The sequence below is a fragment of the Streptomyces sp. NBC_01241 genome (assembly GCF_041435435.1).
Classification (GTDB): domain Bacteria; phylum Actinomycetota; class Actinomycetes; order Streptomycetales; family Streptomycetaceae; genus Streptomyces.
Genome location: NZ_CP108494.1, coordinates 4,579,824 through 4,600,980, shown reverse-complemented (window position 1 = coordinate 4,600,980; position 21,157 = coordinate 4,579,824). Strand labels below are relative to the sequence as shown.

The following is a 21,157-nucleotide window of genomic DNA, read 5'->3' as shown; positions in this document are numbered from 1 at the left end:
TCACTGCGTGGATCCGTACTGCGTGGATCCGTACTGCGTGGATCCGTACTGCGTGGATCCGTACTGCGTGGATCCGTACTGCGCGGGCGCTCCGCCCGTGAAAGCTTCCCCGGTCGGCGCCGCGTGGTCAGAGCACCGCTGTCCCGGTCGATCCCGCCCACCAGGGAACGACGTGCTCCGTGCGTGCGTTCCACTCTCCACCGAAAGATCACCATGACGTTATCGAAGAGTGACTCATCGTCGCTGCTCAGGGCCCAGGCTTCACGGAGAGTTCCGGCCACCGCCGCCCCTGCGTCATGCCGCCGGACGGGCGGTCGGAAGGGCCGCGGCCCCGTCCTTGGTCACCCGTGTCGCACCGAAGTAGTCGGGCGTGTCGATCTTGTCGAACCGGATCACGGCGCCGGTGTACGGCGCGTTGATCATGTACCCGCCGCCAACGTACAGCCCCACGTGATGGATGGCCCGCGAGTTGTTCAGATCGTCCGAAAAGAACACCAGGTCGCCAGGAAGCAGTTCCTCGCGCGAGGGGTGCGGCCCGGCGTTGTACTGGTCGTTCGCCACCCGGGGCAGTTCGATGTCCACGGTGCGGTACGCGGCCTGGGTCAGCCCCGAACAGTCGAACCGTCCGCCCTGCTCGGCCGTGCCGTTGCCGCCCCACAGGTACTTCGTACCAAGCTTCTTCTGCGCGAAGTAGATCGCCCCCGCCGCCTGCTCCGAGGGCTGCACCCGTCCGACGGGCCGGGCGAAACTCTTCTCCAGGGACCGGATGATGGTGACGTAGTTCTGCGTCTCCGCGATGTTCGGCACCCCGCCCGCCCGGATCACCCGGTACGCACCGGCGTTGTACGCGGCCAGCATGTTGTCCGTCTGATCCCCCGGCACCTTCTTCACGTACCCCGCCAGTTCGCAGTCGTACGAGGCGGCGGACGGAATCGCGTCGGCCGGGTTCCATACGTCCCGGACCCCGTCCTTGTCCCCGTCGATTCCGTGTCCGGCCCAGGTGCTCGGGATGAACTGCGCGATGCCCTGAGCCGCGGCGGGACTCTCGGCGCGGGGGTTCCACCCGCTCTCCTGGTACAGCTGGGCGGCCAGGAGGGCCGGGTTGATGGCGGGGCAGAGGTTGCCCCACTCCTCGACCAGGGGCTGGTACTTCGCGGGCACGGCCCCCTTCGCCAGCCCGACGGCCCCGCTCCTGCCGGAACTGACGAGTCCGGCAGCGGCGGAGTACGTACCGACGACGAGCAGAGCCACGAAGCACATGGCCATGCCGACGCCGATGCCACCGATCATCCAGAATTTACGCACCCCTCAACCTTCCCCCATCGGAGGCGGGTTCATGGGTGGTTTCGCGGGTGTGTACGAATCACCGGGGTCGCGAACAGGCCAGTTCTGTGCGCCGGCCGACGAGTCCCGTGCGCTGACTGCCCCTCACGATGCCCCGGCGGACCAGTAGTCGGAGTGCACGTTGGGACGCGGGAGGGGGTAGACCCCCTCGTACGCCGGGCCGTTCGGCTTGGAGGCGGGGTCGGCGACCTTGGACTCCTTCACGCAGGGGCTGTCCGCTTCGAAGAACGCCTGGCCCTTGCCCCGGAAGCTCACGCTGATACCGAAGCCGGCCTTCGTCTGCGCGTAGACCGCCGGGAACTCCTTGTCATTGTTCTTCGCCTTGATGCGGTAGTCGTTCCCGCGCCAGAACTTCTCGACCTGATCCAGGAAGTTCTGCCGTCGCTCCGCCGACACGATGGTCATCACTGTGCGCCTGCGCGTCACATCGCAGCTGCCCGTCGTGGTCGGACCGTGCGCCCACTGGACCTCGGGGTTGATCTCCTTCAGTACGGCGTCGAGCATCGCGTCGGACCGTTCGGCGGCCTCCTGCATGTTCATACCGCGCTCCTTGCCGCTCGTGCTGCTCTTGGCGCTCCCGGCGCTTCCGCTGCCGTTCGATTGTCCGCTGTCGTTGCCGCAGCCGGACAGTGCGAAGCCGAAAGCCAGGGCCACCGCAACGATCTGGAACCTTCGCTTCATCGCTGTTCCTCCATCTTGAGCCTGTCGGAGTGTCCCGACACGATCAGAGCGATGCTGTCCGCCGACATAGCGTCTCGTACCGGATCGAAGTAGTTGGAGTGCGCGTCGAAGCTCACCCCGCTCGTGCTGATCAGGGGCTGGCCGGGGGCCACCGGGAACCGCTTGGCTCCGAAGGCCTTGCTCGCCGGGTCCTTGCCGAACCAGAGGTCGTCGTCGCCCGGATCGGCCAGGTCTCCGGCGATGTACGCGCCGGCCGGGCCGCCCAGAATCATCCCTATCACGCCCGCGGCGGCCTGTGTCTTGGACGGGAGCTTGGTCACCGGGTCGTTGGCCGCGGCACCGACGAAGACGTGTCCGCTGCCGACGCCGAGGTCCACGGCACGGTCCACCCCCACCCCCGGACTGCCGACCAGGATGATGTCGTCCACCCCCGGAATACCGCCGTCGCGCTGCGTCGCCGCGCCCACGGTACGTGAACCGTAGGAGTGCCCGATGGCCGTGATGTGCGGGTCCGCGTTCTGGTTGGTGGCCGCGATACCGCCCATGAACTCGCTGTAGGCCACGCCGCCCTTCTCCGCCCGGGCGGTGCCCGCGACGGCCAGGCTGTGCAGCCCGTCCGGTGTCTGCGGTGCGTCGTATCCGAGCCAGACGATCGACGCGGTGGACGAGTCGTACCCCTGGGCGCCGATCGCCGTGTCACGGGCCCGCTTGAGGTCGTTCTTCGCGAACTCCTCGTCCAGGGAGGTGTTGAGCCCCGGCACGTACGCCGACACGTTCTTCGAGGTGTCGGGGTTCCCGTAGGAGACGATGGCCCGGCCGTTGCCCTCGTCGCTGATGCCGATCAGGTATATCGGCGGCTGGCTCCCCTCCTTCAACTGCCGGTCGATCTCCCGCAACCCCGCCAGCTGGTCCTTCGACTTGGAGTCGGTCTTCCCCTCCAGCTTCGAGATCAGGTCCGGGAGATTCTTCCGGTTGGCCGCGTCCCTGTCCGCCACCGGGATGCCGTCCAGACTGCCGATCCGGTCCGGGGAGAGGTCGAGGTACTGATCGCGCTGCTGCTGCGTCAGCCCGTTCCACCAGTCCTTGCGCTGGGCCGCGGTGGCATTGCCCGGGATGCGGTCGTTGAGGTACTCGCGTTCCTTGTCCCGTACCGCCGCCTCGACGCGCGAACCGGATCCGGGCAGTCCGGCGACCGCGCCACCGCCTCCGCCGGACGCCTTGGTCATGTCCCAGATGGCGCCCGCATGGTCGCCCTTGCTCCACTTCTCACCGGCACCGCGTGCGGCCTGGGCGTACTGGTCGACGATGCCCTTGACGCTGCCCACGGGGTGGATGACGGTGTCGATGGCACCGCTGACGTCGCCCCACAGGCCGCCGTCACCGATGACGCCGGAGATGAAGTTGCCGTCCGAGGGGCGGGAGGAGTTCGGTTCCGGCTTCTGTCTACCCGCGTCGACCTGCGGAGAAGAATCACCGCCGGTCGAACCGCCGGAACCGCCGGACGCGCCGGACGCGCCGGACGTATCTGCGCCGCCGGAGGAGTCCGTACCCCCGGATCCGCCGGAACCGGAGCTGGAGCCGCCGGACGCGCCGGAACCTCCGGACGCGCCGGAACCTCCGGATGCGGTGGAGCCGCCGGAGCCCGTGCCGCCTGTCACAGTGGAGCCCTCGGAGCCGGCACCACCACCGGCATCCGCGCCCTTACCGGCGACCGCTTCGACGTCGGGTGCCGGGCAGGCGCTACCGGTGAGTTGGCAGATGGCGTTCCGGATCTCCCCGGTCAGCTGCCCACCGATCCCCGTCGCCACGAGCCCGCCGATGAGGGCCACGACCACGAGGACCATGCCCAGGTACTCCATCGCGGTCTGACCGGCGTCCCGACGCCACTTGGTCATCCGCGCGATGCTGAACGGCCGCTGTTCGACGCGCTGTTCGGGGCTGAGCCGGAACCATTCACGGGAGCCGGACCGGAACAGCAGCACGACAACAGCGACCGGCATCACCAGCTGCGCCACCCCCTGCCCGCCGGTGCCCTCGCCCAGCGTCGCCAGGGCGCCGACGGTGAGCCAGGCGTGTACGGCAAGGAGCCCGCGCCAGATCCAGACGCCGCCGGTCCGCACGTACAGCGACAGCACGAACCCGGTGACACCCGGCAGCGCCGCGTACAGCAACATGCCCAGCAGCCGTCCGTCCACCGCGTCGACGGACGAGGCCACGACGAGCGCGTCGAGCACACCGCCGACGGTGACGACGAAAAGCAGCCGGACGAGAATCAGCACCGCCTGCAGAGGACGCGACAACGACCGCCTGCCCGAACGGGGCTCGGCGGCACTCATGTCAGCGCCACCCGGAATCGCTAATTCTCGTATGCCAGACACGACGGGTCTCCCAGCTTGGTGAGTGGGCGCAGTGACAGTTCAACCGGTCTCTGTATGCGACCACACCAACACCGGGCGCGGCATGGGTCCCAGGACCCAATGCAAGACTCAAAGTCCCAGGTGGTCAGCGCGTCCCCTACCGCCACCGACTGGCCTGATATGGGCCATTGGTGAAACAGACGCGACGTCAGGGGGCTCCGGCGGAGCAGAGGTCGGAGGGGGCGTTGGGGCGGGGATGATCTCGGATTCCGCGTAGCTCGGTCCGTTGGGTTTGGCAGTCGGGATCCGAGAAAGTGCACGGTCCCCGCCCCGGACTGTCCGGAGCAGGGACCGCGCACTTCGCTGGAAGGAACGACTCCGTCAGGAACCGACCCGCTTGTAGCGGAGGGCGGTGTAGCCGTGGACGTCGGAGTAGACCTGGCCGACGGTTGCCGTCCCGACGGCGTCGATCCGCTGGGCCTGCAGCCGGATCGTCGTCGCCTTCTTCACTCTGATCACCTCGCTGATCGGCGCGGTCTGGTTGCCACCCGCCTGGGTATTACCCGCGTTGTTGTCGATGATCTGGTTGACGAGTCGCTCGCTCGTCGGCACGGTGGTGCCGGACGTGACGTTCCACAGCCGTGCGGTGATGTACGTGTTGATGGGGGGAACACCTGCGAGACGCCCGCGGACGTCTGCGTCGAGTTCGTAGGTGCCGGACCTGGGGAGGGTGACCTCCACGGGAGTGTTGGTCCAGGCGCCGGCCGGCAGGTCGACTTGGGCGCGCAGATGCTCGACTCCTGTGACCGCTGATGATGCCGGCGAAGCCGTGCTGGCGTCGCTCTGCGCAGCTACCGCGGTAGTGGCGCCCACAAGCAATGTGGCTGCTGCGATGGCAGTGAAGCCGGTACGCATGGTCGGCATGGTTCCTCCTGGACATAGGCCGATGCGATGTGCCGCTATCAAGGTAGAAATCGCCATACGGGGAGAAGTAGCCGCTGAAAGAGTGACGACAGCTCCCGAGGTAGCCACTCACAAGCGGGCGTACGCTCCCTGTTCCAGGCAGAGCTGGTGGCTCGTCATGCCGCCTTGGTCAGGTGATCGGTCCATGAACGGATCGGTGAGTCGGGCGCACCCGGTGGGACGGAGTTCTCGTCGCCCTGACCGGCTCCCGGTACCGGACCGTTCGCATGGGGGACCTGTGGCGCGGCCGCCGGTCACAGGAGTGCCGAGTCCGCTCAGCAGACCGCGCCCGGCCCCGCCGCCGTGGCCGTCGCCCGGAGCAGATCCCGCACCAGGGCGTAGTCGATGGCCTCCGTCTTACGGAAGCGCAGACAGCCCTTCCCCATGTCCTGCCCGGCCAGCCGCTCCGCGAAGGCCTCACGTACGTCGCTGCGCATCAGGTAGAAGGAGATGTACTGCTTCTGCGAGGCGAACGCGATCTCCGCGGTGCCGTCCCGCTCGTACGCGGGCATCCCGTACGCCATGACCTCGTCGAACCCGGCCAGCTCCGCCCGGCACAGCTCCCGCAGCCTCGTCAGGGCGTCCCTGCGCTCCTCGGGTACCTCGGCCAGATATCCGGCCACGTCCTTCGCCTCGCTCCGCACCATACAACGAGGCTATGCCCGCCCCGTACATCTGTCGCCCGGCCCACACTCCCCCTCGTCCTCCCCCTTGGCCACGCACTCCACCCAGAGGAGCTTTCCGCCCTGCCCCGGCAGCCCGCCGCGCATGGGGTACGCGCCCCAGCTCTCCGCGTAGAGGGTCACGAGGTACAGCCCCCGCCCCCGCTCCGCCAGCTCCGCCGGGGCCTCGGCGCTCCATTGGAACGGGGCGGGGATGTGCGGATTGGTGTCCCAGACGCTGAGCCGGATACGACTGCGCCCGGCGTCACGAAGGCGCAGGGAGTACTCCCCCGAGGAGTGCAGGTAGGCGTTGGTGACCAGTTCGCTCGCCAACAGCTCGGCGATCTCGGTGAGTTCGCGCATGCCGTGCACGCGCAGGATGGTGCGGAGGGTGGCACGGGCCACGCCGGGGGCGCGGGGATCCTGCGGAAGTTGGAGGGTGTACGCCCAGGGCGGCGATACCGTGGAACTGGCCATGGAAGTCTCCGTTCACGGAGGGAGGTTGGAAGGTGCGCTTCGGGTTGCCCGGTGACGAGGCCGCTCCGTCGAGCGGGGTACTTCCGGGCCGGTGGCCTGACACCCAAGGTAGCGACCGATCGCTAACGTGTTAACCGATTCCTGACGAATCCATGAACTGACACCCTTGTGGGTGACCGGCCGCTCAAGGAGGCGAGCAAACCCGTGAGAACCCGCCCGACGGGCCGTCAACTCCGGTTTGGCGCCGAACTGCGCAAACTCCGTGAGCGCGCGGGCCTCACCGCCACCCAGGCCGGTCAACTCCTGGGTGTGAAGCAGAATCAGATCAGCAACATGGAGGCCGGTCGCATCGGCGTGAGCCTGGCACGGCTGCGCGCTCTGGCCGGCCAATACGACTGCGCCGACAAGGACATCGTTGCCGCGCTGGGAAACATGACCTCCGACCGCACGCGCGGGTGGTGGGAGGAGTACCGGGAGATTCTGCCCGCACCGCTCCTGGACCTGGCGGAGATCGAGCACCACGCTCGTCGGCTGCGGACCGCCGTCACCGTTCACATCCCCGGCCTCTTCCAAACGCCGGAATACGCGCGCGAGGTCTTCCGCCAGGACGTGCCGGAGCTGTCGCCTCCGGACATCGAGCACCGCATCTCCTTCCGTATCAAACGGCAGGCCGTGCTGTTCCGGGAATCACCGACCCCGCACCAGGCCGTTGTCCATGAGGCCGCACTGCGCATGCAGTTCGGCGGCCCGAAGGTGACCCGCAAGCAGCTGCAGCACCTTCTCGGCCTGAGCGAGCATGAGCACATCACCCTCCAGGTGATCCCGTTCTCCGCAGGAACCATTGCCGGATCGGGCCAGTCGATCTACTACTTCATCGGACCGGTTCCGCAGCTCGACACCGTCAACCTGGACCAGTCCCACGGTCCCGTCTTCCTCGACGCCGAGGCCCAACTGGAGAAGTACCGCGTACTGCTCGGCCGCATGGAAGCCACCGCGCTGGACCGTGACGGCTCCAGGGACTTCATCCACAACATCGCCCGCGACCTGTGAAGGAACCCGAGATGTCCGCACGCACCTGGCAGAAGTCGTCCTACTGCGCCCAGGGCAACTCCTGCGTACACGTGGCCGCGCCCACTCCCGGCGCCGTCTGTCTGACCGAGAGCGGCGACCCGACCGCGGCGATACTCCGCACCACCCCCACCGCCTGGGCAGCCCTCGTACGCGCCGTCAAGGTGGGCCTCCCCCGGAGCTGACAGCCCCACCCCCTCGCGAAAACGTGACACATCAAGGGTCGACCGTCACGTTCAAACACAGGGGATACCTCTGGACCGGCCATCCCGCCGCCGGATCAGGGACCGTCAGTCCACCCTGAGCAGGTCGCGGAGGTTGCCGACGAGTGCACGGATGTCGCGCTCGGCGAGCGGTTCACCGAGGGCCGCATCCAGGGCGGTGTCCGAGTCGGTGTCCGGGGCGGATGTGCGGCAGGGCAGGCAGAGGCCGTCGGGGAGCGCTTCGGGTCGGCCGGGTGCGCCGCATTCGGTGCATTCCACCATGAGGCGGCGGACGGGGGTGCCGGGCGCGGCCGGGGTCGGGGCGGCGGGCAGGCGGGGCGGAATCTTGTCGAGGAGCCGACGCCTGACGAATCCGACGGGCGAGTCGACCCGGTCGGGGAGGCCGGAGGTGAGGGCGTGGGTGAGGTAGCCGGTATTCACGCCACGTGCGAGCCACGCACCGGCCAGCTCTTCGAGCACGCCACAGTCGGCGGCGGAGAGAGTCAATCGTGGCTCATTGCGGCCGAGTTGGGCCAGAGCGAGGTACGCGGGTGAGTGCGGCTCCTGCGCCGATTCCGGGGTTCGCTGCTGCGGTACGGCGGGGGCGGCGGGGGCGGGGGCGGGGGCGGCGGGGGCTGATTCGGGCGGGGCCGTGGACGGGGCCAGGGCCCCGGACGCAGACGGAGACGGGGACGGGGACGGCGACGGGGTCTCCGCCTCGGCCGACGACGCGGATACCACCGCCGTCGACGCCGGCGCGAGGGCTACCGCCTCCGGCGCCGAGCCGCTGCCCTCGGCAGTGAGGAAGGCGTCCCACCACTCGTTGTCATGGGCGGTCCGGGACCAGAAGGTACGTGTGACCCAGCGGACTTGATCGTCTCCGCTCGCCAGGCACCGCACGTGACGCAGGTGACCGGCCACTCCCAGGGCCTTCAGCGCACCGGCGACGGCCATCTGCCCGTACAGGGGAAGGTTCTTGGCCAGCGACTTGATGTCCATGGCCGCGCCGTCGGGCAGACGGTCCACGTACCCGGCGATATACCGCTCCCGCTCCGGCAGCAACGCAAAGTCGTCGTTGCGGGGCGGGCGCTGGTCCGGTGCGCATCGTTTCCCGTAACCGGGCTTGGCTTTCGCGTACGGGCGCGAGGATGCGGGCGCGTGCAGGGCAGGGCTAAGGTTCTCGGTAGCCACGAGATCGCTCTTTTCGATCTTTGGGTAAGACCCCGGCCCGGTGCGTAAACACCGCGTCGGGGTCGTTTCGTTGGGGCAACGTAAGCAGTCGCGACAGCGCGCCGCAAGCCGGTCACGAATAGTCACACTTGCTGGCTGTGACGGGGTAGGTAGGGCGGGAAGGTATTCCCAACCACCCTGTATTCCCTGCCGGTTACCGAAAGCGCTCGAATCCCGGAGTTCGGCTCCCGGCACCCGAATCCCGAAACTCAAGCTTCGGGCCGCAGAGCGTCCTCCGTACCCACGAACGAGTGAACCAGCCACTCCCGGCGCTCGACCCCTGAGACCCAAGACCCAAGACCCGAGCTCCGGGCCCCGAGACAGCCGTGGATGCCGACCGGGCGCCCTCCGAGCCACATACTTCGTGTGTCGATATATGCTTCGGATCATGGAGAGACGCCAGCCGACCCTGACCGAGCCGCAGTACTTCATCCTCGCCGCACTTATGGACAGGCCTTTGCACGGGTACGGGATCATCAAGGCCACCGAACGCGCCACCGACGGACGGCTCAGGATCGCCGTCGGCACCCTGTACGGGGCGCTGGAGCGGATGGAGCGGTCCGGGCTGGTGGCCGCCGACCACGAGGAGGTCGTGGACGGGCGTCCGCGTCGGTACTACCGGCTCACGCAGGACGGCACCGGCACGCTTGAGCAGGAGGCGCTGCGCATGCAGCAGGCGGCGGCCGTCGTCACCGGTCGGCTCAAGACCTTCAAGGCGACCCAGGCATGAACCGTCTGCTACTTGCCGCGTACCCCAAGGCCTACCGCGACCGGTACGGGAACGAGCTGCTGGCCTGCCTGGCCGAGGCACACCCCGGACGCGACTGGCCGCCGCCCCGCGAGGTCGCCGCCCTGCTGCGCGGTGGAGTCCAGGCACACGCCCGGGACGCCGCCGACGATCCGGCCCGGCCGTGGTGGCTGGACGGCATTCATCTGGCCGCCCTCTCCCTGGCCGCGCTGGCGCTGGTGCCGTATCTGCAGGACGTATGGGACTGGGCACTGCGCATCGACCCCGGCAGCCGTGCCATCGGCTTCCATTCGCCCGGCTGGTACCCGTGGGCGCAGGGGCCCGGCACGCAATCGCGGATGCTGCCGTACGGTCTGCTCCCGCTGGTCGCTTTGGTCGGGTTGCTGCGCGGCAGGCCGTGGATCGCGCTTCCGGCCTCGGCGGCGATGATCTACGCCGGTGCCACGCTGGGCAGCTCGACGTTCTTCGGCGACGAGGGCGTGGTGGGCACGGGCTACTACGGGCTGGGCACTCCGGTCCTGGCCAACAACCTGGTGCTGTCGGTGACGCTGTTCGTCGCCTGCGTGGTGCTGGCGGCGCGTGCCCCCGGCCGGTTGCGCCGCCGTTCCTACGGCTGGCTCGTCCCGGTCGCGGGCGCCATGTTCCTGGCCGGAGGTCTGCACCTCGCCTCGTACGATCCGTGGTTCCAGCGCGGCCAGTTCGCGCTCGAAGCCGCCGCTCTGGTCGCCGCCTGGTGGGCGACGAGCACCACCGGCGACTACCGGTGGACGATCCCTGTCGCGGCGCTCGCGCTCGTCCGCGTCCACGTGATCCTGGCCGGGTCGACACCGCTGGACTTCCGGCACGTGTCGAACGCGTCCGTTCTCCTCGTTCTGATCGCCGTCCTCCCGACGCTGGTCGTCGCCGCGTGGGACAAGCGAAGCCGCAGCCGTCTCAGATAGCGACGGGCGTCCGGCCCAGATCGCGACGGGCGTCCGGCCCAGATCGCGACGGGCGTCCGGCCCAGATCGCGAAGGCGTCCGGCGCGGGCGCCTCGGAGCACAGGATTCCGCGCGAGCGTCCGATTCACCGACCCTTGGAACGAGAGAGCAATGGAACCGCGAGGCCTTCCGGACGCAGCCGAGTCTGCCGCCGGGCAGAGGAGCGCCACCACCTCCGGAGCACGGCGTCCCACGTGCCTGACGGCTCCGGCGGCCCCGGCCGTGCTGTTCCTCCTCGCGTTCGCGGCGCTCTACCTGTTCGCCGTATGGACGCCGATCGGGCAGTCGGCGGAGAACGCCCTGGTCGTCGGGTACGCCGATCAGGCGCGCATCTTCGAGTGGAGCCAGTCGGTGGGCCCGCCGCCACTGACGGCGGAGTACGCGACCTTCGGCGCCGGGATCGCACTGATCGCGGTGGTCACCCTGGTACGCCGATGCCGGCGTGAGGGCTGCGCGGCTGTCGGCGTCGCGGTGGTCACGATCGCGGCGACGGAAGCACTGAACATGTTCGTCCTGCCCCGTCCCGACCTCGTGAACGCGCCGAGCAACCTCACCGAGGCGAGTTTCCCGAGCGGTCACGTCGCCATCGCCGCCGGGCTGGCCCTCGGCGCCGTTCTCGTCGCCTCCCCGCGCGCCCGCCCCTACGTCGCCGCCGCCGGCGCCCTGTGGCTCGCGGTCACCGCCGCCGCCGTACAGGCGCTCTACTGGCACCGGCCCAGCGATGCTCTCGGAGCCACACTGCTGGCCTGCGCCGCTTACACCATCGCGACCCGGCTGCTGCCCCCGGCCGAGCCGGGCGTCGCACCGACTACCGCCCCGGCTGTCACCCCGCGCCGCCGCGCACTGCCGGCTCTGGCCCTCGTCCCCGCCGCTGTCGGCGCGCTGATGGCAGGGTCACGGATGGACGCCGTCGCGCGCCCGCTGGTGTTCGCCGGGGCGGCGTTCGTGTGCGCGGTACTGCTCTGGGCCACCGCCACGGAGCGAATCGGAAGGCCGGCACCACGACTTCGGCGGTGACGTGTCGCCGTCGCGGTCACCGCCCGACGCGATTTTTGCGCGCAGGGCGTGGTGCTCGGCGTGTCCACCCACCCGCGCGGTGACCGACACGGCCGCGCGTCCGGCCACGTGTCCGCCCGCGCCAACGCGGGCATGATCCACGGCATGGACGACGACCCGGGCCGGATACTCCGCTGGAACTTCTTCATCGGCGGACACCTCAGCGCCTCGGTGCCCGTACGCCTCGTCGAACGCACCGAGGCGGGCCAGCTGGTGTGGATGGAGACCGGCACGCCGATGTGGCGCACCAAGCTTCCGCGCGGCGCACACCTGCGGGACATCGCCCCGCACGAGCGCCCGGCCGGCGGGTACCCCCTGGTCGCCGACCGGTGGCCGATGGGCAGCGCACTCTTCTACCAGCCGACCGGCGCAGCGCACTCGGTGCTCTGGCTCTTCGGCCGCAGACAGAAGTTCCGTGGCTGGTACGTAAACCTGGAGCGCCGGGTCCACCACGGCGACGACATCGACATCACCGACCACGAGCTCGACATCAATGTGGAGCCGGACCGGAGCTGGCGATGGAAGGACGAGAAGTCCTTCGCCGAGAAAACCGGTGACCCGGCCTACTGGACGGCCGACGAAGCGTCAGCCATCAGGATCGAGGGCGCGTCGGTCGCACGACTCGCCGAGGCCGGAACGTTTCCCTTCGACGGCACCTGGTGCGATTTCCGGCCGCCACCGACCTGGACGACGCCGCCCCGACCACCCGTCCCGCGTCACCCACTGCTCTGAGCACCCACCGCTCCGACCACCCCCCGCCCCGACCAGGGCGTGCGCCGGCCAGGCCCCGCGCGAGAGTCTCGGCCAGGGTGGCGGGATGGCAGTCATTGCCCGGGGTCACACCCCGTGATACACAGAGTAACCATACATATTCGGTCATACGCCGATTCGAACCGCAGGTCAGGACAGTCGGACCGGTCAAACGTGCGAGAGCCGGGTAAAGAGAGCCGTCAAGGCGTCGTATGGAAGCAGTTTCATCAGCGAAGATAGAGAGCGACCCATGTCGTGTGGCAGGGGCAATGAACTACCCAACAGGGGCGGTGACTTACATGATCCTGGCAGCTGAAAAGGGCGACATCACCACCATCATCGGCGGAATCGCCCCGAATTGGGGGCCGTTCGGGACCTTGGGCAACGAGGCCCGCGTAATGATCGAGGTCGTGATGGCCATTGCCATCCTGCTCTGCCTCGGCATCGCGGTCTGGGGCGCGGCGAAGCAGCGTATCGGGGCCACGGCGCTGCGCGACACGTTCAGCGCGGAGCAGGGCAAGGGACTGATCGTTGCCGGTCTGACCGGTGTGTTCATCATCGGATCGCTGGGAACCCTGTTCACCATCGTCTACGGGATGGCCGTCTGACCGGCTGTCATCCCACGCCAGGGGCAGTCCCGCCCACTCCCACACCATCCGTCCGTCGTGCCCACCGGCAGAGGTTGCGTCTCCCTGATGTCGAGTCACCACACCGCGCCCGAGCGGGAACCCGCACGGCTACCGTCGTACTACCCGGTTCAGGAAACGGTTGAGGGGGCGTTCGCGGCATGAGCCTCGGCGACGAGAACGACTACGGCACCGGCTCGGGCCGTACGGACGATGGATACAGCACCATCGGCGGTACGCGCCAGACCCGTACCCGCTTTCCCGACGGTGAGGGCGGCGACGGCTACACCACCCCCCGCCGCCCGGCCCGCAACTCCCGCTCCCTCGTCACGGTGGTCGGCGTGGTCGTCCTCCTGATCGCGGCTATCGCGTTCGCGAACGTGGGCGGAGGCGGCGGACACGGCAACGGCGGCGGCTCGGGAAACGCGGGGAACAAGCCGGACTCGTCGTCCACGGCGGCCACGGGGACGAAGCCGGTGACGGGGAAGAACGGCTCGATCCCTTCGGGCTTCGCCCATGACGAGCAGGGGGCGCAGAGCGCGGCGGCGAACTACGCCGTGGCGCTCGGCTCAGCCGACATGTTCGACAAGGACCGTCGTCGCGCGGTCGTCACCGCTGTGTACGCCCCTGCCGTCGCCGCTGCCCGCCAGGGTGACCTCGACAAGGTGTATTCCGGTCAGGACTTCCTCACCAGTATCGGGCTGAACCCCGACGGCACCGCACCTGCGGGCCTGACCTTCATCTCGCGCTCCAACCCGGCCGGCACCAAGGTCGTGAAGTTCAACGGCGACACCGCAAGCGTCGCCGTTTGGTACTCGGCATTGTTCGGGCTTGCCGGCGAAGGTTCCAAGAACCCTGTCTCCGAGAGCTGGTTCACCAACACGTTCGACCTGGCATGGATCAACGGAGACTGGAAGATCACCGCCTTCACGCAGAAGGACGGTCCTACACCCGTCGGCCGGGACCAGGCCGCGTCCCCCGCTGAGGAAATGGCCAACGCTGTAGAACAGTTCGGAGGGTTCACGTATGCCCGGTAAACGATCCAGCCGAGCCCTCTCACTAACGGCAGCAGTAACCAGCCTGCAGATCGCTCTCGTCATGCTGGCCAGCCGCGCATTTGCTGAGCCCTCTCCCAGCCCGACGCCCAGCGAGAGCAACAAAGCGTGCGACCTGATCCGCGGCCCCGCCAAGGACTACTGCGAACGAGGCGACGCAGGCGCCGGAAAGACCAGCCCCTCCACCACCCTCGACAACTCCCAGGACCCCCTCTCCTCCCTCGCCCGCGGCTGCGCCGACGCCGCCGCCTGGATCATCAACAAGCTCAGCGACGCCGTGAAGAACACCGCGAACGTCGACTTCACCAACCCGACCTTCCGCCAGCAGTACGCGATCGTGTTCGCGGCCTCCGCCATCCTCACGCTCGTCCTGTGGCTGTTCGCCGTAGCCAAGCGCGCCATCCGTGGTGTCCCGCTCACCACCGCGATCTCCGAAGCCGTCGGATTCCTCTGGCTGACGGTCATCGCCTCAGCCTTCACCCCGCTCATCCTCTACGTGGTCGTATCCGCCACCGACGGCGTCAGTGACGTGATCGCCTCGGCCACCGGAAACAAGGCCGACCTCTTCTTCGGATCGTTCGCCGAAGCGCTCAAGGGCGGCAAAGACATCGGCGGCGGGCCGATCATGCTGATCATCGTCTCGCTGGTGTCCACCCTCGCCGCGGGCGTCCTCTACCTGGAGCTCGTCATCCGGGCAGCCCTGCTCTACGTCGGCGCCCTCCTCGGCGTTGTCGTCTACGCAGGCCTCGTCGACAAGAACATGTGGGGCCACGTCCGCCGCTGGGCAGGCATCATGATCGCGGTGATCATGGTGAAACCGGTCATCGTCATCGTCCTCGGACTGGCCGGCGCCCTCTCCACCGACGGCGGGCCCAACGCGTTCTCCTCCGTCGTCTCCGGCCTCGCCATCATCCTGCTCGCGATCTTCGCCTCCGCGATGATCTACCGCTTCGTCCCCGGCTTCGGCGACGAGATCCAGGGCGCCCGCACCAACCGCAAGCAGGCCACCGACGGATCCCAGGCCGCCGCGATGATCAGCTCCCCCGCCGCTCTCGTCTCCCAGGGCATCAAGACCCACAGCGGCCGCGGCGGCCAGAACTCCGGCGACAGTGGCAGCGGCGGCGCCCGGCCCGCCAACCCGGTCAGCGGCGGTGTCGCCGCGCACAGCTCCCGCAACTCCGGCAGCGGCGGCGCAGCCGGCGGCGGATCCCCCGCCGCACCCCCGCCCCGCAGCGGCTCGGGCCCGACCTCCGGCACCCCGCACGGCAGCCGCACCCCCCGAGGCGGCGGATCAGGCAGTTCAGGTAACAAGAGCACGGGAGGTGGAGGGCGTTGACGACTCCGTCCCACACGATCACGCCCCGCCGTACGTATCTCATCGGCCGCGCCCGGCCGAACGCGATCGTCGGCAAGAACCGCGAGACCGGCGAGATCGCGCTGATCATCGCCGGGGCGTTCCTCGGCATGATGAGCGGACTGGCCGTCCCCTACCTCGGCCCGCGGATCATGCTGCTCGTGGGCTTCCCCATCCTCGCCCTGGCGATCGTGTACCTCCCGTACAAGCACCGCACCTTCTACAAATGGTTTGAAATCAACCGCAGCTACAAGCGCACCCTGCGCCGCGGTACGACCTACCGCTCCGCCGCCATGGAAGCCGGCGTCGGCGCCGACGGGCGCGAGGTCGAGATCGGGCCGCCCCCCGGCATCGGCCGGATCAACTGGCTCGCCGCCCCCTTCGGCCCGGACGAGATCGCCGTACTCCTGCACGCCGACCGCCGCACCGTCACCGCCGCGATCGAGATCGAGGGTCCCGGCGTCGGCCTCCGCGACAGCGAGGACCAGGAAGCGCTCGTCGACCGGTTCGGCACGCTGCTGAAGCACGTCGCCAACGGCGACGGCTTCGTGACCCGCATCCAGATGCTGGCCCGCACCCTCCCCGCCGACCCCGACGCCCACGCCAAGGATGTCGCCCAGCGCGGCGACAAGACGTCCCCGGGCTGGCTGCAGGAGTCGTACGACCAGCTCCAGTCCATGGTCTCCACCTCCAGCGAGCAGCACCGCGCCTACCTCGTCGCCTGCATGCACTACACCCGCGAGCTGGCCGCCGAGGCCAACGCCATGGCCCGCGCCGCCCGCCCCCAGGCCGGCCGCAAGCTCGACCGGGACGCGGGCCTCGCCGTCGTCATGGCGCGCGAACTCACCGACATCTGCGCCCGCCTCGCCGAGGCGGACATCCGGGTGCGCCAGCCGCTCGGCCAGAGCCGGCTCGCCTCCCTCGTGCACTCCATGTACGACCCCGACCACCCCATCGACCACATCCAGGCCATGACGAAGCGCAACGCCTGGCCGGCCGAGCTGGACGCGGTCGAGCCGACGTTCCTCCAGGCCAAGACCCGCGAGTCGGCCACCCGCGCGCCCTGGTGCCACTCCACGGCCTGGGTGAAGGAATGGCCGATGACACCCGTCGGCGTCAACTTCCTGGCCCCGCTCCTCGTCCACACGCCCGATGTGATCCGTACGGTCGCGGTCTGCATGGACCTCGAACCCACCGAGATCGCCATCGAGCGGATGCTCACCGAGAAGACGAACGACGAGGCGGAAGCCAGCCGCCAGGCCAAGATGAACCGCACCGTCGACCCGCGCGACATCGCCGCCCACGGCCGTCTCGACCAGCGAGGTGAAGATCTCGCGAGCGGCGCGGCCGGAGTGAATCTGGTCGGGTACATCACCGTGTCCTCGCGTTCGCCCGAGTCCCTCGCCCGCGACAAGCGAACGATCCGGGCCTCGGCCGGCAAGTCGTATCTCAAGCTGGAGTGGTGCGACCGCGAACACCACCGCGCCTTCGTGAACACCCTGCCGTTCGCCACCGGCATCCGTCGCTGACCACACTCGGCAGACCACCGAGAGAATCGAGAGGGAGGTCGGTCACGCCATGCGAGATCCGCTGTCCGCGCTGTCGGACGCCTTCACCGCCTTCCTCTTCGGGAAGGTGGAGACGACGAGGCTGCCCGTCCGTACGTCGACGGGACAGGCCCAAGCCGTCTACCTGCCCACCGCGGCCCCCGGCCTCGGCGACTCCGGCGTGATCATCGGCCGTGAGGTGTACTCCGGCAAGGGCTACATCTACGACCCCTTCCAGCTGTACGGGCAGCAGCTTCCCGCCCCGCACTGGCTGGTGCTCGGCGAGTCCGGCAACGGCAAGTCCGCGCTGGAGAAGACGTACGTGCTCCGCCAGCTCCGCTTCCGCGACCGCCAGGTCGTCGTCCTGGACGCCCAGGGCGAGGACGGCGTCGGCGAGTGGAACCTCATCGCGCAGGAGCTCGGCCTCACCCCGATCCGCCTCGACCCGACCTCCGCGCTCAACGGCGGCATCCGGCTCAACCCGCTCGACCCCGCGATCACCACGACCGGCCAGCTCGCCCTGCTCCGTACGATCATCGAAGTCGCGATGGGACACGGCCTGGACGAACGGTCCGGCTTCGCGCTGAAGGTCGCCCACGCGTACGTCAACGAGACGATCACCGACCGGCAGCCGGTCCTGACCGACATCGTCGACCAACTGCGCCACCCCGAGCCCGACTCCGCCGAAGCGATGAACGTCGACATAGACGACGTACGGGCCTGGGGCCTGGATGTCGCCCTCGTCCTGGACCGGCTGGTCGACGGTGACCTGCGCGGCATGTTCGACGGACCGACGAGCTTCGGCATCGACCTCGACGCCCCGCTGATCGTCTTCGACCTCTCGCACATCGACCGGAACTCGATCGCGATGCCGATCCTGATGGCGATCGTCGGTGTCTGGCTGGAGCACACCTGGATCAGGCCCGACCGGAAGAAACGCATCTTCCTGGTCGAAGAGGCCTGGCACATCATCAATTCCCCGTTCGTGGCCCAGCTCTTCCAGCGCCTGCTGAAGTTCGGGCGACGGCTGGGGCTGTCGTTCGTGGCCGTCGTCCACCACCTCAGCGACGTCGTCGACGGAGCGGCGGCCCGGGAGGCCGCCGCGATCCTCAAGATGGCCTCCACCCGCACGATCTACGCCCAGAAGGCCGACGAGGCCAGAGCCACCGGACGCGTGCTCGGCCTCCCCCGATGGGCGGTCGAGATCATCCCGACCCTCACCCCCGGCATCGCGGTCTGGGACGTCAACGGCAACGTCCAGGTGGTCAAACACCTGATCACCGAGGCGGAACGCCCGCTGGTCTTCACCGACCGCGCGATGACCGAGTCCTCCACGGCCGAACTCCTCCCGGAGGACGTACTCGCCGCCGACCTGGAGGCGGAACAGCGGGCGGCACGGATCGAGCACCAGCAACGACTGAACGAGTCGTCCGAGTCAACGGTGGCATGACATGGCGGGGCGCGGCGAGGTACGGACCGACGGCAGCACAGGCGCCGGAAGCGGCGGCATCCCGGACGGTCTGCTGATCGGCCTGCTGGCCTTCCTGCTCGGGCTCACGCTCCTGGCGTGGACGGCCACCGGCCTGGCCGGACTGTTCGCGCACGGCGCCTGGCCGGAGGGGGTCACGCTCACCGAGACCCCGCTGGCGATGCGTCAGCTCGTCACCACACCGCACGATCTCCCGGCCGCCTGGCCGAACACCCCGGCGGACGAACTCTCCGGGTACGGACTGTTCTGGGGCCTGTTCATAGGCGAACTGATGGTGCTGCTGGTGCTGACGGTGTTCGTGCTGGGCGTGGTGGCCCGCTGGCGGGCGGTACGAGCGCGGCGGCGCAGCGAACGGTACGGGGAGGAGGACGGTTACAGGTACGGGGACGAGAACGGCTCGCCCGTACAGTCCCAGGACCACAAGCCCCGGCCCGAGGCCCACACCCCACAGCGACGACAGCCACAACCAACCCCGGAGCAACACCCGCACCCGCACTCGCACTCGCACCCGGAACCCACCGCTCCGGATCCCACCCCGCCCCCCGCACCCGCGCCCATGCCCGCCCCCGTCGAGCACACCGCATCCGCGACAACTCTCCTCCCCGCTCTCCCCACGCTTCCGTCCCCCCGTACCCCCCTCGTCGTCTACGGACCGGCCGCCACCCGCCGCCCCACCGTCGTCCAGGCGATCCAGGAGGCCGACGGGCCCGCGCTCGTCATCACCTCCGACCCCACCGTCTGGAGCGAGACGAAGGACGCCCGCGCCAAGCTCGGTCCGGTCCTCGTCTACGACCCGGGCCACCTCTGCGACACCCCGGCCCGCCTCCACTGGTCCCCCACGGCCGGCTGCGAGCAGCCCGACACGGCCGCCGCCCGCGCCACCGCACTCCTCGCCCCGGTGCGGCCCCAGGCCCGTATCGACGCGGCGACGGCCGACACCGCGGAAACGCTCCTGAAGTGCTGGCTGCACGCCGCCGCCATCGACGGCAGGCCCTTCCGCCAGGTCCACCGCTGGGCCATCGGCGGCAGCGCCCACGAACCGGTGCGGCTGCTCCGTACCCACCCCAAAGCGGCCTCCGGACTCGCCGGCCTGCTGGAGTCCGCACTCACTGCCTACCCCGAACGCCGGGAGGTAGCACAGGAGTTGACGGTACGGGCCTTCGCCGCGCTCTCCTCGGTCCACATCCGCGAGGCCTGCACACCCAACCGGGCCGATTCGCTCGCGCTGGAATCTTTCGCGCGCGAGGGGGGCACTCTCTATGTGGTGGGCGAATCGATCGAGGATCCCCGCTCGGGCCCCGGAGCAATGCCCCTGCTCACGGCACTCGCATCGCACGTGGTCGAGCACGGCCGCCGCATGGCCGTACGGTCAACCGACGGTCGGCTCGACCCACCAATGACGCTCGTGCTCGACGACGTCGCCGCGGTGGCGCCGCTGCCCCGGCTCCCCGAGCTGCTGTCGACCGGCCAGGCCCAGGGCCTGCCGACGCTCGCCCTCCTCCGCTCCCAGGAACAGGCCCGCGCCCGCTGGTCCCAGGACCTCACCACCGGCCCACACTGACCGCGCGCGCCCCACCGCCCGCGCCCCACCCGCCCGCACCTACATCGCCGGCCGCTCCACCGCGTACTCCAGCTCCCGAGCGGACGGGTCGCCCGGCATGGGCACCGACTGCCCGGTGGCCACGAACCCGATCCGCCGATAGAGCGCCGCGGCCCGCGCGTTGCTCTCGTGCACATACAGCCGCACCCGCTCGATCTGCGGCTCCCCCAACGACCACGCCCACTCCGTCGCGGCCCGGAACAACGCCTCGGCCAGGCCCTCGCCCCGCGCCTCGGGCCGTACGAACACGCCGACCACATGCGCCTGGTGGACATCGGTCGCGTCCCCGAACCGCACCTCCGCGTCCGGCCGCTCGATCAGCACCGTGACGCTGCCGTCCCACCGCCCGTCGGGCGCGACGGCGACGAATTGCCGCACCTCACCACTCCCGGCCTCGGAAGCGCCGAGCGCCCGGTCCTGCCAGAACTCGTCGGACCGGCCCGCAGCCTGCGCGTGCGTCTCCAGAAAGGCCACCGGCGCCACCGGGTCCCGCAGTGCGGCCAGCCGCAACTCCTTGACCAGGGGCCATTCATCGGCGCGGACGAATCGGATCACATGTTCCATCCACCGATCCTGTCCCGCCCGCCCGACCCGCGCAAACCACTTTTCACGGCCCACGACCACCGGGGCGCCGTCCTGCCCAACCGTTCCCGGCGGCCCCGCCACCCTGGACGACGCATCGCGGCCCTCACCGAACGGGAGAGGGAGATCCTCACGGTCATCGACCGGGACTGGATCAACACGGAAATCGCCGATGACAGCAAAAAGGGGTAAACGCAGAAAAGCCCCGTGCCACAAGGGCACGGGGCTTTCCCGTAAAAGGAGTTCGGCGGCGTCCTACTCTCCCACAGGGTCCCCCCTGCAGTACCATCGGCGCTGAAAGGCTTAGCTTCCGGGTTCGGAATGTAACCGGGCGTTTCCCTAACGCAATGACCACCGAAACACTATGAAATTAACCAACACCGGA

Annotated in this window: 20 protein-coding genes, 1 rRNA gene and 1 pseudogene; 13 read left to right on the top strand and 9 right to left on the bottom strand. The window is 69.2% G+C overall.

Translation table 11 applies throughout. The features are described 5' to 3' along the window. Positions 1-294 precede the first annotated feature (294 nt). From OG306_RS20520 to OG306_RS20495, 6 genes are all read right to left on the bottom strand, one after another. The gene (locus OG306_RS20520) at positions 295-1,290 is read right to left on the bottom strand and encodes an NlpC/P60 family protein (protein ID WP_266752332.1); all 996 of its coding nucleotides are present in this window, start codon (positions 1,288-1,290) and stop codon (positions 295-297) included. Positions 1,291-1,428: 138 nt separating this feature from the next. Next, positions 1,429-2,025 (bottom strand): hypothetical protein, encoded by a 597-nt coding sequence (locus OG306_RS20515; protein WP_266747536.1) that lies wholly within the window; start codon positions 2,023-2,025, stop codon positions 1,429-1,431. After that, positions 2,022-4,304, bottom strand: a complete 2,283-nt coding sequence (locus OG306_RS20510) for an alpha/beta hydrolase (RefSeq protein ID WP_371665540.1) — start codon at positions 4,302-4,304, stop codon at positions 2,022-2,024. Before OG306_RS20510 ends, OG306_RS20515 begins: the two co-directional genes overlap by 4 nt. Before the next feature lie 459 nt (positions 4,305-4,763). Next, complete coding sequence (locus OG306_RS20505) at positions 4,764-5,306, bottom strand: hypothetical protein (RefSeq protein ID WP_266747534.1); 543 nt, start codon at positions 5,304-5,306, stop codon at positions 4,764-4,766. Positions 5,307-5,620: 314 nt separating this feature from the next. After that, positions 5,621-5,992, bottom strand: a complete 372-nt coding sequence (locus OG306_RS20500; protein ID WP_266747533.1) for an iron chaperone — start codon at positions 5,990-5,992, stop codon at positions 5,621-5,623. A 9-nt stretch (positions 5,993-6,001) separates the two neighbouring features. Next, entirely contained in the window at positions 6,002-6,484 is a 483-nt protein-coding gene (locus OG306_RS20495) for an ATP-binding protein (RefSeq protein ID WP_327258967.1), read from the bottom strand. A gap of 204 nt (positions 6,485-6,688) precedes the next feature. Between OG306_RS20495 and OG306_RS20490 the strand changes: the two genes are divergently transcribed. Continuing rightward, a complete protein-coding gene (locus tag OG306_RS20490; RefSeq protein WP_266747531.1) occupies positions 6,689-7,534 on the top strand; it encodes a helix-turn-helix domain-containing protein in 846 nt (281 codons plus the stop codon). Positions 7,535-7,545: 11 nt separating this feature from the next. Then, on the top strand, positions 7,546-7,737 hold the full coding sequence (locus OG306_RS20485; protein WP_266747530.1) for a DUF397 domain-containing protein: 192 nt from the start codon (positions 7,546-7,548) through the stop codon (positions 7,735-7,737). A gap of 105 nt (positions 7,738-7,842) precedes the next feature. Here the strand turns inward: OG306_RS20485 and OG306_RS20480 are convergent, their stop codons facing one another. Beyond that, positions 7,843-8,946 carry a MarR family transcriptional regulator gene (locus OG306_RS20480; RefSeq protein WP_327349515.1) on the bottom strand — a complete coding sequence of 368 codons (1,104 nt, stop codon included), beginning with the start codon at positions 8,944-8,946 and terminating at the stop codon, positions 7,843-7,845. Between the two features lie 427 nt (positions 8,947-9,373). On the opposite strand from OG306_RS20480, the gene OG306_RS20475 reads away from it, so the two are divergent. The 10 genes from OG306_RS20475 (at position 9,374) to OG306_RS20430 (ending at position 20,151) form a co-directional block, all read left to right on the top strand. Beyond that, positions 9,374-9,715 (top strand): PadR family transcriptional regulator, encoded by a 342-nt coding sequence (locus OG306_RS20475; RefSeq protein WP_266747528.1) that lies wholly within the window; start codon positions 9,374-9,376, stop codon positions 9,713-9,715. Next, on the top strand, positions 9,712-10,674 hold the full coding sequence (locus OG306_RS20470; protein WP_266747527.1) for a hypothetical protein: 963 nt from the start codon (positions 9,712-9,714) through the stop codon (positions 10,672-10,674). The genes OG306_RS20475 and OG306_RS20470 overlap by 4 nt, the downstream gene beginning before the upstream one ends. 150 nt (positions 10,675-10,824) lie before the next feature. After that, complete coding sequence (locus OG306_RS20465) at positions 10,825-11,730, top strand: phosphatase PAP2 family protein (RefSeq protein WP_266747526.1); 906 nt, start codon at positions 10,825-10,827, stop codon at positions 11,728-11,730. Between the two features lie 132 nt (positions 11,731-11,862). Further along, a complete protein-coding gene (locus OG306_RS20460) occupies positions 11,863-12,501 on the top strand; it encodes a DUF402 domain-containing protein (RefSeq protein ID WP_371666262.1) in 639 nt (212 codons plus the stop codon). Between the two features lie 317 nt (positions 12,502-12,818). After that, entirely contained in the window at positions 12,819-13,127 is a 309-nt protein-coding gene (locus OG306_RS20455; RefSeq protein ID WP_018101695.1) for a hypothetical protein, read from the top strand. A gap of 179 nt (positions 13,128-13,306) precedes the next feature. Next, positions 13,307-14,182: a hypothetical protein gene (locus OG306_RS20450; protein WP_371665539.1), complete on the top strand. Its 876-nt coding sequence runs from the start codon at positions 13,307-13,309 to the stop codon at positions 14,180-14,182. Between the two features lie 61 nt (positions 14,183-14,243). Further along, a complete protein-coding gene (locus tag OG306_RS20445) occupies positions 14,244-15,536 on the top strand; it encodes a hypothetical protein (protein WP_371665538.1) in 1,293 nt (430 codons plus the stop codon). Continuing rightward, positions 15,533-17,083, top strand: coding sequence for an SCO6880 family protein (locus OG306_RS20440; protein ID WP_266747523.1), 1,551 nt, complete (start codon positions 15,533-15,535; stop codon positions 17,081-17,083). Before OG306_RS20445 ends, OG306_RS20440 begins: the two co-directional genes overlap by 4 nt. Positions 17,084-17,132: 49 nt before the next feature. Then, complete coding sequence (locus tag OG306_RS20435) at positions 17,133-18,551, top strand: ATP-binding protein (protein ID WP_266747522.1); 1,419 nt, start codon at positions 17,133-17,135, stop codon at positions 18,549-18,551. Position 18,552: 1 nt separating this feature from the next. Next, complete coding sequence (locus OG306_RS20430; protein ID WP_266747521.1) at positions 18,553-20,151, top strand: type IV secretory system conjugative DNA transfer family protein; 1,599 nt, start codon at positions 18,553-18,555, stop codon at positions 20,149-20,151. Between the two features lie 39 nt (positions 20,152-20,190). Here OG306_RS20430 and OG306_RS20425 read toward each other — a convergent pair whose 3' ends face one another. Continuing rightward, complete coding sequence (locus OG306_RS20425; RefSeq protein ID WP_266747520.1) at positions 20,191-20,754, bottom strand: GNAT family N-acetyltransferase; 564 nt, start codon at positions 20,752-20,754, stop codon at positions 20,191-20,193. Between the two features lie 108 nt (positions 20,755-20,862). On the opposite strand from OG306_RS20425, the pseudogene OG306_RS20420 reads away from it, so the two are divergent. Beyond that, positions 20,863-20,943 (top strand): annotated as a pseudogene (locus OG306_RS20420) (DNA-binding response regulator); the annotation flags it as partial. A 71-nt stretch (positions 20,944-21,014) separates the two neighbouring features. Here the strand turns inward: OG306_RS20420 and rrf are convergent. Beyond that, positions 21,015-21,131, bottom strand: a 5S ribosomal RNA gene (rrf, locus tag OG306_RS20415). Positions 21,132-21,157: the final 26 nt, after the last annotated feature.

Coding starts and splice junctions, on each gene's coding strand:
- OG306_RS20450 (WP_371665539.1), top strand. CDS start 13,307: ATGAGCCTCGGCGACGAGAACGACTACGGCACCGGCTCGGGCCGTACG.
- OG306_RS20430 (WP_266747521.1), top strand. CDS start 18,553: ATGGCGGGGCGCGGCGAGGTACGGACCGACGGCAGCACAGGCGCCGGA.
- OG306_RS20435 (WP_266747522.1), top strand. CDS start 17,133: ATGCGAGATCCGCTGTCCGCGCTGTCGGACGCCTTCACCGCCTTCCTC.
- OG306_RS20505 (WP_266747534.1), bottom strand. CDS start 5,306: ATGCCGACCATGCGTACCGGCTTCACTGCCATCGCAGCAGCCACATTG.
- OG306_RS20425 (WP_266747520.1), bottom strand. CDS start 20,754: ATGGAACATGTGATCCGATTCGTCCGCGCCGATGAATGGCCCCTGGTC.
- OG306_RS20515 (WP_266747536.1), bottom strand. CDS start 2,025: ATGAAGCGAAGGTTCCAGATCGTTGCGGTGGCCCTGGCTTTCGGCTTC.
- OG306_RS20485 (WP_266747530.1), top strand. CDS start 7,546: ATGTCCGCACGCACCTGGCAGAAGTCGTCCTACTGCGCCCAGGGCAAC.
- OG306_RS20470 (WP_266747527.1), top strand. CDS start 9,712: ATGAACCGTCTGCTACTTGCCGCGTACCCCAAGGCCTACCGCGACCGG.
- OG306_RS20495 (WP_327258967.1), bottom strand. CDS start 6,484: ATGGCCAGTTCCACGGTATCGCCGCCCTGGGCGTACACCCTCCAACTT.
- OG306_RS20500 (WP_266747533.1), bottom strand. CDS start 5,992: ATGGTGCGGAGCGAGGCGAAGGACGTGGCCGGATATCTGGCCGAGGTA.
- OG306_RS20445 (WP_371665538.1), top strand. CDS start 14,244: ATGCTGGCCAGCCGCGCATTTGCTGAGCCCTCTCCCAGCCCGACGCCC.
- OG306_RS20455 (WP_018101695.1), top strand. CDS start 12,819: ATGATCCTGGCAGCTGAAAAGGGCGACATCACCACCATCATCGGCGGA.
- OG306_RS20520 (WP_266752332.1), bottom strand. CDS start 1,290: ATGATCGGTGGCATCGGCGTCGGCATGGCCATGTGCTTCGTGGCTCTG.
- OG306_RS20465 (WP_266747526.1), top strand. CDS start 10,825: ATGGAACCGCGAGGCCTTCCGGACGCAGCCGAGTCTGCCGCCGGGCAG.
- OG306_RS20460 (WP_371666262.1), top strand. CDS start 11,863: ATGATCCACGGCATGGACGACGACCCGGGCCGGATACTCCGCTGGAAC.
- OG306_RS20475 (WP_266747528.1), top strand. CDS start 9,374: ATGGAGAGACGCCAGCCGACCCTGACCGAGCCGCAGTACTTCATCCTC.